This window comes from Methylibium sp. T29-B, from assembly GCF_000576225.1.
Classification (GTDB): Bacteria; Pseudomonadota; Gammaproteobacteria; order Burkholderiales; family Burkholderiaceae_C; genus Methylibium; species Methylibium petroleiphilum.
This window is the reverse complement of the sequence record NZ_AZSN01000121.1, coordinates 1-11,438: the sequence shown is the minus strand read 5'-3', so window position 1 is coordinate 11,438 and position 11,438 is coordinate 1. Positions and strand designations below refer to the sequence as shown.

The 11,438-nt window shown below is 70.5% G+C and carries 6 protein-coding genes and 4 pseudogenes; 4 read left to right on the top strand and 6 right to left on the bottom strand.

Going from position 1 to position 11,438, the window contains the following annotated elements; translation table 11 throughout:
- Positions 1-67: 67 nt before the first annotated feature.
- The 4 genes and pseudogenes from Y694_RS16170 to Y694_RS16155 all read right to left on the bottom strand — a co-directional run bounded on the left by Y694_RS16170 (position 68) and on the right by Y694_RS16155 (position 4,481).
- A pseudogene (locus Y694_RS16170) lies at positions 68-1,328 on the bottom strand (class I SAM-dependent methyltransferase).
- A 7-nt stretch (positions 1,329-1,335) separates the two neighbouring features.
- Positions 1,336-2,153, bottom strand: a pseudogene (locus tag Y694_RS16165) (DUF1365 domain-containing protein).
- Positions 2,150-3,475, bottom strand: coding sequence for an NAD(P)/FAD-dependent oxidoreductase (locus Y694_RS16160; RefSeq protein WP_036234320.1), 1,326 nt, complete (start codon positions 3,473-3,475; stop codon positions 2,150-2,152). The pseudogene Y694_RS16165 and the gene Y694_RS16160 overlap by 4 nt, the downstream one beginning before the upstream one ends.
- Positions 3,476-3,863: 388 nt before the next feature.
- A complete protein-coding gene (locus Y694_RS16155; protein ID WP_011827838.1) occupies positions 3,864-4,481 on the bottom strand; it encodes a glutathione peroxidase in 618 nt (205 codons plus the stop codon).
- 143 nt (positions 4,482-4,624) lie between these two features.
- On the opposite strand from Y694_RS16155, the gene Y694_RS16150 reads away from it, so the two are divergent.
- From Y694_RS16150 to rfaE2, 3 genes are all read left to right on the top strand, one after another.
- Positions 4,625-5,557, top strand: coding sequence for a MerR family transcriptional regulator (locus tag Y694_RS16150; RefSeq protein ID WP_036234314.1), 933 nt, complete (start codon positions 4,625-4,627; stop codon positions 5,555-5,557).
- 106 nt (positions 5,558-5,663) lie between these two features.
- Positions 5,664-6,551: a ferritin gene (locus tag Y694_RS16145; RefSeq protein WP_011827840.1), complete on the top strand. Its 888-nt coding sequence runs from the start codon at positions 5,664-5,666 to the stop codon at positions 6,549-6,551.
- Between the two features lie 52 nt (positions 6,552-6,603).
- Positions 6,604-7,083, top strand: a complete 480-nt coding sequence (gene rfaE2 / locus Y694_RS16140) for a D-glycero-beta-D-manno-heptose 1-phosphate adenylyltransferase (RefSeq protein ID WP_036234312.1) — start codon at positions 6,604-6,606, stop codon at positions 7,081-7,083.
- 9 nt (positions 7,084-7,092) lie between these two features.
- On the opposite strand, the gene rrtA is transcribed toward rfaE2, so the two are convergent.
- Positions 7,093-7,623 carry a rhombosortase gene (gene rrtA / locus Y694_RS16135; RefSeq protein WP_231497731.1) on the bottom strand — a complete coding sequence of 177 codons (531 nt, stop codon included), beginning with the start codon at positions 7,621-7,623 and terminating at the stop codon, positions 7,093-7,095.
- Positions 7,624-7,681: 58 nt separating this feature from the next.
- A pseudogene (gene glnE, locus Y694_RS16130) lies at positions 7,682-10,477 on the bottom strand (bifunctional [glutamate--ammonia ligase]-adenylyl-L-tyrosine phosphorylase/[glutamate--ammonia-ligase] adenylyltransferase).
- Between the two features lie 354 nt (positions 10,478-10,831).
- Between glnE and Y694_RS16125 the strand changes: the two are divergent.
- Positions 10,832-11,438, top strand: a pseudogene (locus Y694_RS16125) (TIGR02099 family protein); the annotation flags it as partial.

Here is an 11,438-nt window from a genome sequence, read left to right as displayed (position 1 = left end):
CGCGGCGCCGGCACGGCCGCCGCGCACGCGGCGGCGGCCAGGAGCTGCAGGCAGGCGCGACGTTCCATCAAACGCTCGCCGCGCCGGGCTTGCGCAGGGTGAACTGCACGATGTCGGTGTTGCCGGCCGCGAAGGCCGCCTCGCAGTAGGCGAGGTAGAACTCCCAGATGCGCACGAAGCGCGTGTCGAAGCCGAGTTGGCGCACGCGGGCCTCCTCGCCCATGAAGCTTCGCGCCAGCGCCGCAGCGTCTCGGCGTAGTCGGGACCGAAGCGGAAGGTCGTCTCCACCTCGAATCCCGCGCGGCGGGCCTCGGCCTCGAAGGCGCCGATGCTCGGCAGCAGCCCGCCGGGGAAGATGTACTGCTGGATGAAGTCGGTGCTCCTCATGTAGCGATCGAACAGGTCGTCGCGGATCGTGATGCTCTGGATGCAGGCCCGACCGCCGGGCCGGAGCTTGTCGGACAGCGTGCGGAAGTAGTCGTCCCAGTAGGCGCGGCCGACCGCCTCGAACATCTCGATCGAGATCACCGCGTCGAACGGACCGTCGGGGATGTCGCGGTAGTCCTGGAAGCGCAGGTCGGCCAGGCTCGTGAGGCCGTGGCGCCGCAGCCGCTGCTGCGCGTAATCGAGCTGCTCGGACGACAGCGTGACGCCGGTCACGTGGGCACCGAAGTCGCGCGCCGCGACCTCGGCCACGCCGCCCCAGCCGCAGCCGATCTCGAGCACGCGCGATCCCGCCGTCACGCCGGCCTCGGTCAGTGCGCGCCGGATCTTGGCGTGCTGGCCCTCGGCCGTGGAGCGTCGCGGATCGCCGTCGAACCAGGCGCTCGAGTAGCTCATCGTCTCGTCGAGCCAGAGCGCATAGAAGCGTTGCCGAGGTCGTAGTGCGCGTGGATGTTCTTCTTGCTGCCACGGCGCGAGTTGCGGTTGAGCAGGTGCCGGACGCGGTACAGCAGCGAGCCCCACCAGCTGCCGTAGACCAGGGTCTCGATCTCCTCGCGATTGGCGACGAACAGCCGCAGCAGTGCCGCCAGGTCGGGCGTGCTCCAGTCGCCGGCGATGTAGCTCTCGGCGAAGCCGATGTCGCCGCTGCGCAGCGCCGCGCCGCAGACGCCCCAGTTGCGCAGCCGGATCGCGGCGCGAACGTCGCCGCCCTCGCGCAGGCCGCCGAAGCGTGCGCTCGTGCCGTCGGGCATCTGCACGTCGAGCTGACCGTGCCGCAGCCGCGTCAGCAGCCGGAACACGGCGCGCGCGGCAGCGGGCGCCGACGGCGGCAGGGTGGCGGGCTCGAGACGCGGCACGGTGCCGCCATGGGTGGTGGTGTTCATCGGTCGTTCAGCGGCTGACGAAGGCGCGGGGCGGGACGGGTTTGCCGAAGAAGGGCACGCGCTTGAGCCACAGCCGCAGCGCCTGCCAGTGGATGCGCGCGATCACGCCGGCGCTCATCAGCGGCATGCGCCAGAAGGCACGCCGCAGGCTCGCCGCGTTCAACGGCACGAGCGCGCCGCTGACGCTGGTCTGCAGCAGGGGCCCCTGGGTGTCGTCGTGCGCGATGCAGGCGACGATGTGCTCGATCGCGTCCGGGTGGGACCGCCGCGCCGCGGGGCTCGGATGCGTGGTGCGCAGGAACCGGAAGCGGTAGCGTCCCTCGATGGCGCAGAACGGCGAGACGTGGAAGACCTTCGCGGCGCTCAGCTCCCGACCCCAGGCCAGGCCGTCGCCGTGCAGCAGGTAGCAGTGGCGCTCGCCGAAGGTGTTGTTCACTTCCGCGACGATCGCGGCGAGCGAGCCGTCCTCGCGGTGCGCGTACCAGAAGCTCACCGGCTTGAACACGTAGCCGAGCACGCGCGGATAGGTCTGCAGCCAGACCTCGCCGCGGGCATCGGCGACGCCTTCGCCGGCCAGCAACTCGTCGAGCCAGGCCAGCGCGTCGGCGCGGCCGTCGCCGTGGTCAGTGTCGTGGAAGCCGATCAGGCCGAAACGGTTGCGCGGCAGAGCGATGCAAGGCGTGCTGCGCAGGCTGCGCATCGGCAGCATCAGGAAGTAGGTGGGGTAGGCGAACGCGTGTCGCGTCGGCGCAGCCGCGTGTGGCGCACGCTGCCGAAGGCGATCAGCGGTCGTGCGGCGATGCCCATGGCCAGCGGGCCGCTCATGCGGCACGCGGCGCGGCCGCAGCGGCCAGCCACCCGCGCACGGCCCGCGCCGCGGCCAGGCCGGACGCCAGCCCGTCCTCGTGGAAGCCGTAGCCGGTCCAGGCGCCGCAGTACCAGCGCTGCGCGCTGCCGCCCTGGATGTCCGGCAGGCGCCGCTGGGCTTCAATGGCCGCGAGGTCGAACACCGGGTGGGCGTAGTCGTAATCGCCGAGCACGCTGCCGCGCGCCGGTTCGCGGGTCGGGTTCAGCGACACGACGACAGGCTGCTGGAACGGCAACGGCTGCAGCCGGTTCATCAGGTAGTGCAGGCATACCGCAGCCTGCTCGCGCGAGCCGGTCGTGGCGCGCTCGTAGTTCCAGGCGGCCCAGGCCCGGCGGCGCTTCGGCAGCACCGAGCTGTCGGTGTGCAGCACCGCGCGATTCGGCTGGTAGCGGATCGCGCCGAGCACGGCGCGCTCTTGCGGGGTCGGATCGGCCAGCAGCGCCAGCGCCTGGTCGCTGTGGCAGGCCAGCACGACCGCGTCGAACGGCAGGCTGCCGGCGTCGGTGGCGACCCGCACGCCGCCGGGCACGTGCATCACCCGACGCACCGGCGTGGACAGGCGCACGTCGGTCAGTCGCTCGGCGATCTTCCGGACGTAGTGCCGCGCGCCGCCGCGCACCGTGTGCCACTGCGGCCGGTCGGTCACCTGGATCAGGCCGTGGTTGTGGCAGAAGCGGATCATCGTCGCGACCGGAAAACGCAGCATCTGATCGGTCGGACAGGACCATATGCAGCCGATCATCGGCAGGAAGTACCAGTCGCGGAACTCGGGGCTGAAGGCGTGCTCGGCCAGGAAATCGCCGATCGGCTGCGTGAGCTGCGCATCCTCGTTGCGCTCCGCGATCGCGGTCGCGAGACGGTTGAAACGCAGGATGTCCCTCAGCATCCGCCAGAACCGCGGGCGCGCGACGTTTCGGCGCTGCGCGAACACCGTGTCCAGATTGCAGCCGCTCCACTCGAGCCCCGCGGCCCCGGCGTCGGGCGCCTGCACCGAGAACGACATGTCCGACGGCGCGGTCGCCACGCCGAGGGCCTCGAACAGGCCCACCAGCTTGGGATAGGTGCGGTGGTTGAACACCAGGAAGCCGGTGTCCACGCCGTGAGAGACCGGACCGTTCGTGCCCGGGAGCGTGATGTCGACCGTGTGGGTGTGCCCGCCGAGATAGTCGCCCGCTTCGAACAGCGTCACCGCGAGCGGCGCCGGCGAGGGCTCCGTGGTCAGGGCGTGCGCCGCAGCCAGACCGGCAATCCCTGACCCGATGACGGCGACGCGGCGCATCGGCATCACCGCGCAGACGGCGCGACGCCGGTGCGGACACCGGCGTCGCGGGTCAGGATCGGTTCGGCGAGGGACTCGATCGGAAGAACAAATGCTGCGAAGCGCCCCTGAGCCAAGGAGGGAGGGAGGGAGGAGGAGAAGTGCTCAGGGATTTCAATCCACTGGGGAAGGCTTCGCGGCAGAAAAGAGCGCCCGGCAGCGGGACCGGGGGGCCGGGTCCGGGAAGGACGGCGGCAACCTTTGCTGCGACCGACATGGCCGCGGAATGTTCCGTAGGTGGGTGCAACGACTTGCAAGCAGCTCCATGGATGCCCGTCTCTGGCATTGGCGTTGCCGCTCTCGGGCTGTAACTTATTGAACTGCATGGTCTATATATTACTGTTCAGTCTTATTGTGAATCCACAAGTTTTTCAATCTCTTGGACAAACACAGGGTCTTGCGGGTCGGTCTGACTCGAGAAGCTGAGCACGACCTGCCCGTCGCGGCCGATCAGGTACTTGTGGAAATTCCATGCGGGCGTCTTCCCGGTGCGCTGCGCGAGGTCTGCGTACAACGGGTTGCGGGCGCTGCCCTTCACGCTGGACTTCGCGAACATCGGAAACCTGACGCCGAAGGTGTTCTCGCAGAATGCGGCGATGTCCTGGTTGCTGCCGGGTTCCTGCGAGCCGAAGTCATTGGACGGGAAGCCGAGCACGACCAGGCCTCTCGACTGGTACCGGGCGTGCAGCGCCTCGAGCCCCTTGTACTGGGAGGTGAAGCCGCAATAACTGGCGGTGTTGACCACCACCACCACCTTGCCGGCGTACTGGCAGAGGTTCTGCGGCTTCTCGTCTTGCAGGCGGGGGAAGCTGCGGTCCAGCAACGGCGGGCACGCGGCCTGTGCGCCGCTGCCCACGATGCACAGTAGCGCGGCGATCGCGAGGCGTCGCAACGCCGAGCGACCGAGCCACGGACGGCGCCGTGGCGAGAGGGTGGCGCTGGCTGATCTCGTGGCAAGAGTGGGCATGAGGATCTCCTGTTTGTCCTGGTCAAACGCTGGAACTGATCTATATTACGAGCGCCCATGCCCCCGTCAAATGCTGGTCGACCCGCAATGAAACGTGTATCCCCGGTTTGTCGATGGCCGTGCGCGAGCTGGCGCCAGCGGCGATGAGCACACGCAGCGAAACCCGTCCCATCGCCCTGTCCATCGCGGCGGTCGAGCGCGACACGGGGCTGACGAAGGACACCTTGCGCATCTGGGAGCGCCGCTACGGCTTCCCCGTGCCGGACCGGAACGCGCTGGCCGAGCGCTTCTATCCGCTGGATCAGGTGGAGAAGCTGCGCGTCATCAAGCGCCTGCTCGACGCCGGGCACCGGCCTGGGCAGATCGTCGCGCAGCCGGTCGACGCCCTGCTGCGGCTCAGCGACAGCGGTGCCGCGGTCGCGGGACCGCGCGGCGATCCCGGCCAACCCGATCTTCGCGCCTACGTCGATCTGGTGCGCGCTCATGACGTGGACGGACTGCGCCGCCAATTGGCGCAGGCACAACTGCAGCTGGGGTTGGCGCGCTTCGTCATCGAGGTCATCTCGCCCTTGAATACGTTGATCGGCGACGCTTGGATGCGCGGTCATCTGGAAGTCTTCGAGGAGCACCTGTACACCGAATCGATGCACGTGCTGCTGCGTCAGGCCATCAGCACGGTGCCGGTGCCCGAGACGGGCAGCCGGCCCCGCGTGTTGCTGACCACCTTCCCGCACGAGCCGCACGGCCTGGGGCTGCTGATGGCCGAACCGCTGTTCCTGCTGGAAGGTTGCCGCTGCCTGAGCCTGGGGGTGCAGACGCCGATCTGGGACATCGTGCTGGCCGCCAAGTCGCAGCGCGCCGACATCGTGGCGCTGAGCTTCAGCTCGATACTCACGCCGACGGCGGTCACGACCGGTCTCGCGGAGTTGCGGGAGAAGTTGCCGCCGTCGATCGAGATCTGGGCCGGCGGCAGTGCGCCGGTGCTGCAGCGCCGGCCGGTGGCGGGTGTGACGGCGCTGGCCGCGCTGGGTGCGATCGCCGGGGAAACGCGGCGCTGGCGCGCGCAGCACGGTTGAGCGCGACGCATTTTCCGCTCAAGAAGGCGCTGCTCGGCGCACGGGATATGACGCCGTCGTGTCACGCCCGCCACCTACAATCGGCGCAGCTCAACAAGGGGCCGACATGCTTTACCCCGAACTCTTCAAGCAACTCGAATCCGTGCGCTGGAACATGGACAAGGACATTCCTTGGGACCAGTTCGACGCCAGCCGCCTCTCCGAAGAGCAGGCGCAGACCGTCAAGATGAACGCCATCACCGAGTGGGCGGCGCTGCCGGCCACCGAGATGTTCCTGCGCGACAACCGTGACGACAGCGACTTCTCGGCCTTCATGAGCGTGTGGTTCTTCGAGGAGCAGAAGCACTCGCTGGTGCTGATGGAATACCTGCGTCGCTTCCGGCCCGATCTGGTGCCCACCGAGGCCGAACTGCACGAGGTGCGTTTCGAGTTCGATCCCGCCCCGGCGCTCGAGACGCTGATGCTGCACTTCTGTGGCGAGATCCGCCTCAACCACTGGTACCGCCGCGCGGCTGAGTGGCACGACGAGCCGGTCATCAAGGCGATCTACGAAACGCTGGCGCGCGACGAAGCGCGCCACGGCGGCGCCTACCTGCGCTACATGAAGCGCGCACTGCAGAAGTTCGGCGACGAGGCCAAGGCCGCGTTCGCCAAGGTCGGCGTGCTGATGGCGAGTGCGCGCCGCACCGCGCAGGCCCTGCACCCGACCAACCTGCATGTCAACGAGAGGCTGTTCCCGCGCGACACCATCCAGTCGCGCCTGCCCGATCCCGAGTGGCTGGAGGCCTGGCTCGACAAGCAGATCCAGTTCGATGCCGTGTGGGAGAACAAGGTGGTCGAACGCATCCTGCACAACCTGAGCCTGCTGATGGAGCGCAGCTTCGAGAGCGTCCAGGAGCTCAACCGCTTCCGCAAGGAAATGACGCAGAAGCTGGCCGCCACCGCGGCGGCGGCTTCGGCGGCCGGCGGCCCCCCGGGCACCCAGCCGGCCTGATCGAGTCCGCCTCATCGCGGCCGCCCGGCGCGGGGCACGCGACAATGGCGGCATGACGCCCCCTGCCTTCCACGGCAAGCTCTGCTCCCGCCGGGCCTTGAGTCAGCGCCTCGGCGAACTCGCGCGGCCGATCGTCTTCACCAACGGCGTGTTCGACATCCTGCACCGGGGTCACGTCGAGTACCTGGCGCAGGCGCGCTCGCTCGGCGGCAGTCTGGTGGTCGCAGTGAACAGCGACGCGTCGGCGCGCGGCCTCGGCAAGGGGCCGGACCGACCGCTGAACCGCGAGGCCGACCGCGCCGCGGTGCTGGCAGCGCTCGAGAGCGTGAGCCTCGTCACGCTGTTCGACGAGCCGACGCCGGTCGAGTTGCTGAAGCAGGTGCGACCTGACCTGTACGTCAAGGGCGGTGACTACGACATGGAGACGCTGGCCGAGACCGCGCTGGTGCGCAGCTGGGGCGGCGGCGCGCTCGCCATCCCGTTCCTGCCCGGCTACTCCACCACCGCGCTGGTGCGCCGCATCCGCGACTGAACCCTGGCGTCAGCGCCGGCGCAGCAGCAGCCAGGCGAGCAGTGCCCCGGCGATCGCGCCGGTGCTGTGCGCGAGCGGTGCGACCGCGATGTCCCAGCCTTCGGGATGCGCGAGCGGTCCGCGCCACGGCGATTCGCTCAGCAGCTTGACGGTCAGCACGGCGACGATGGCGCCCCCCAGCCGCCGCGACGCCGCATCCGCGCGCCGCAGCAGCACGACTGCGACGATGGCGACCCCGGCGTGCAATACCCCCGACAGGCCGGCATAGCGCACCAGGTCGGGCATCAGCAGCAGGCCGAGCTGCGTCAATGGCCACGCCGTCGCCCAGGCGATGGCGGCGCGCATCGGGACGCGGGCGGCGACGCCGAGCGCGACCACCAACAGCCCGCCGGCCAAGTTGACGAGCAGGTGTTGCCGGCTCAGGTGCACCCAGACGGCGCTCCAGGCACGCCACGGTTCGGTGAGCCACAGCGCCGGCTGCCAGTTCAGCACCGGTTCGGCGGTGGGGCTCGGGTAGACCGCGAGCGCCGGCAACAGCATCAGCAGCCCTACCAGGGCCCAGGCGATGCTGCCCGGCCGCACCAGGCTGCGCGGCCCCTCAGCCGAAGACGGCACGGCTGAGCGCGCGCACCGCGGCTCGCTCGGTGGCGAAGGCCTCGCCGTCGAACTGCGTCGGCGCTCGTCGAGCCGCGCGCGGTGCTGGGCCGGCGCAGTTCCCGGTAGGCATCGGCGGCGCCCTGGCCCACGCCCGGCGGCAGCAGGCCCACGGTTTCGGCGAGTCGCAGCAGCGCGATGTTGCCGATGTCGTCGCGCAGCGCCGGGTGCGCCGCACCATGCGCCAGCACCAGCGTCTGCACCGCGAACTCGACGTCCATCATGCCGCCCTCGCTGTGCTTCACGTCGAACGGCGGTGGCTGGCCGTCACGGGCCGGCACCGGGTGGGCGGCGCGCACCCGTTCGCGCATGGTGCGGACCTCCTCACGCAGGGCTGCGGCATCGCGCGGCGCCGCCAGCACCGCGCGCCGCACCGCCTCGACGCGGGGCGCGAGGGCCGGCTCGCCAGCGCACCAGCGCGCCCGCGTGATCGCCTGGTGCTCCCAGGTCCACGCGGTGTTGCTGCCGCGGCCGGCCTGGTAGCGCTCGAACGACGCGATCGAGGTCACCAGCAGTCCCGAGTTGCCGTTGGGGCGCAGCGCGGTGTCGATGTCGAACAGCTCGCCGGCCGCGGTGCGCAGCGTGAGCCAGGTGATCAGCTTGCGCACGAAGGCGGCGTAGACCTCGGCGGCCTTGTCGGGGTCAGCCTCGTCGGCGTCGTCGAACAGGAACACCACGTCGAGGTCGGAGCCGTAGCCGAGCTCCTTGCCGCCAAGCTTGCCGTAGGCGACCACCGCGAAATGCGGGTCGTCGCGGTGGCGCTGCCGCAGGTGCTGCCAGGCCCAGCGGATGGCGCAGTCGAGCGTGGCGTCGGCCAGCGCGGACAGATCGTCGGCCACCTGCTCGACGCTGAGCGCTCCCTCGACGTCGCGCACCAGCGTGCGGAACACCTCCGCATGGTGGGCGCGGCGCAGCGTGTCGAGCAGCGACTCCTCGTCGGCCTGGCCGCCGCGCTTCCAGGCACTGTGGCGCTCGTTCAGGTCGCGCAGGTAGGCGGCGCGCTCGAAGCGCCCCTGCAGCGCACGGGCATCGGCCAACTCGTCGATCACACCCGGGTGGCGCATCAGGTAGCGCATCGGCCAGCGCGCCAGGCCCAGCAGTCGCAGCAGCCGGTTCAGCACCTCGGGCCGTTCGGCCAGCAGCGCCAGGTAGCTCTCGCGGCGCAGCAGCGGCTCGAGCCAATCGATGAAGCGAAGCACCGCGTCCTCGCGGATGTCGACCTCGTCGATGGCCAGCGAGGCGCGGCCGATCAGCTTGGCCAGCCGCAGCTTCGTCTCGTCGCGCAGCACGGCGACCTTCGGCGTCGCGCAGAAGCTCCGCACGCGCGCGGCGATCGCCGCCGGCAGGCGCTCGAGGAAGGCTTCGCCGTCGAGCTGGGGCGGCGGGCCGCCGCAGCTCTTGCAGCCGCCGGCGCCCGGCGTGCGGCCGTCGTGCAGCAGCGCGTCGAACTCGGTCGCGACGAACTCGCGGTGCGTGCCCAGCGTGTCGAGCAGCTCGCAGGTGTCGGCCGTGCAGATCAGCCCCATCGAGCGGGCGATCCACCGAGATCGGCATCGTCGGTCGGCAGCAGATGCGTCTGCTGGTCGTCGAGGTACTGGATGCGGTGTTCCAGCCGGCGCAGGAAGCGGTAGGCCTCGGCGAGCTTGCCGGCCGTCTCGGGCTTCATCACGCCGACCGCGACCAGCCGCTCCAGCGCGGTCAGCGTCGAGCGCGTGCGCAGCTCGGGGAACTGGCCACCGCGCACCACCTGCAGCAGCTGCACGGTGAACTCGATCTCGCGGATGCCGCCACGCGACAGCTTCACGTCGTTGGCGCGCTCGGGCCGTCCGGCGGCGCGCCGCGCCGCCTCATCGCGGATCTTGCGGTGCAGTTGGCGCAGGCCCTCGAACACGCCGTAGTCGAGGTAGCGACGGAACACGAACGGGATCACCACGTCGCGCAGCGGCAGCGCCTCGCCGCTGGTCATGGCGCTGGCCGGCGCGACCACGCGGCTCTTCAGCCACGCGAAACGTTCCCACTCGCGGCCCTGCACGAGGAAGTACTCCTCCAGCATCGCTAGGCTCACCACCGGCGGGCCGGAGTTGCCGTTCGGCCGCAGCGCGAGGTCGACGCGGAACACGTTGCCGTCCTCGGTGGTCTCGCCGATCAGCGCATAGAGCGTGCGCGCCACCTGGCTGAAGTACTCGTGGTTGCTGATCGACGCGCCGGCGCGGCTGTTGCCATGACCGGCCGTCTGGCCGTCTTCGTCATAGACATAGATCAGGTCGATGTCCGACGACACGTTGAGCTCGACCGCGCCGAGCTTGCCCATGCCCAGCACCCAGAACGCGGCCCGACGGCCGTCGGCCTTGCACGGGATGCCGTGGCGCGCGTCCTGGTCGGCGAAGGCCTGCGCCAGTGCGCGGTCCAGCGTCACCTCGGCCAACGTGCTCATGGTGAGCGTGACGGTGTCGAGCGGGGCGTGCGCCTCGATGTCGAGCACCGCCAGCCGCTCGATCACCAGCTGACGGGCCACGCGCAAGGCGGCCGGCAGGGCCCGGCCGCCGGACTGCAGGGTGTCAATCAAGGCGCCGATGGCTTCGCGTCCCGGCACGCCGGGTGGCAGCAAGGCCAACTCGGCCGGGTAGCGGCGGCGGATGCGCTGGACGAAGCGCGAATGGGCCGCCTGCGCCGGTCCGGTCGGGCAGGCGTTCACCGGGCCGTCGCCGTTGTTCGTGCTTGTTTCAGGCAGGGAACGCATCGTGTGGCCGAAGGGTCTGTGCTAGCGTGCTGCCCGTCGACGGAGCGCCAGACGCGGCATGCCGGCCACGTGGCGGGCCGTGCAGTCAGTGCGGCGCGCAAGGCGTGCGTGCTGCGCGCCCCGCCGCCCGTTCTGCCATTCGATGCCGTCCATCCCGCCTCCCGCCCCTGCCACTGTGTCACCGCCGCCGTCGGTCGCCCGCCCGCCCCGGCGACGTTCCGGCTGGGCCAGGGCAGGGCGCTGGGGACTGGCTGGCGTGCTGCTCGTGTCGAGCATCGTGATCGCGGCGTGGCTGGTTCTGCAGTGGGCGATTCTGCCGCGTATCGACACTGGCGTCCCGACATGGAGATGCGTGTGAGCCACGCCTTGGGCGTGCCGGTGCGCATCGGCGCGATCGAAGTCACGGATGGCGGCTCGGTGTGGCGCTGGGCCCGTTCCATCGAGCTGCGCGACGTGGTGCTGTACGAGGCACCGCAGCAGGACATCGAGCCGCGCGAGGCGCTGCGCCTGCCGAGCGTGCGCGCCGTGTTGTCGCCGTCGTCCCTGCTGCCGGGCTGGGACGGGCGCTGGCGGTTGCGCTTCGACCAGTTGCGGGTCGAGGGCGCGCGGCTCGAGGTGCGACGCGACGCGCGCGGTCGCATCCTCGTGGCCGGACTGGAGTCATCGGGCCCCGGCGATGAGGGCGCGGCGACGGACTGGTTCTTCAGCCAGCAGGAGTTCGTGATCCAAGGTGGCACCCTGGTGTGGACCGACGAACTGCGGGGCGCGCCCCCGCTGTCGCTCGACGCGGTGGACCTGGTGGTGCGCAACGGCGTGCGGCGCCACGAACTGCGGCTCGACGCCACGCCGCCGGCCGAGTGGGGCGAGCGCTTCTCGCTGCGCGGCCATTTCACGCAGCCCTTGCTGGCGCGGCCGGTCGAGGGCAGGGCGGGTTGCTGGCGCGGCCGGGCGATTGGCGCCG

Bases quoted from the DNA above. Each gene is read 5' to 3' on its own strand.
- Y694_RS16145 (WP_011827840.1), top strand. From the start codon at position 5,664: ATGCTTTACCCCGAACTCTTCAAGCAACTCGAATCCGTGCGCTGGAAC.
- rrtA (WP_231497731.1), bottom strand. From the start codon at position 7,623: ATGCTGTTGCCGGCGCTCGCGGTCTACCCGAGCCCCACCGCCGAACCG.
- Y694_RS16160 (WP_036234320.1), bottom strand. From the start codon at position 3,475: ATGCGCCGCGTCGCCGTCATCGGGTCAGGGATTGCCGGTCTGGCTGCG.
- Y694_RS16155 (WP_011827838.1), bottom strand. From the start codon at position 4,481: ATGCCCACTCTTGCCACGAGATCAGCCAGCGCCACCCTCTCGCCACGG.
- Y694_RS16150 (WP_036234314.1), top strand. From the start codon at position 4,625: ATGAGCACACGCAGCGAAACCCGTCCCATCGCCCTGTCCATCGCGGCG.
- rfaE2 (WP_036234312.1), top strand. From the start codon at position 6,604: ATGACGCCCCCTGCCTTCCACGGCAAGCTCTGCTCCCGCCGGGCCTTG.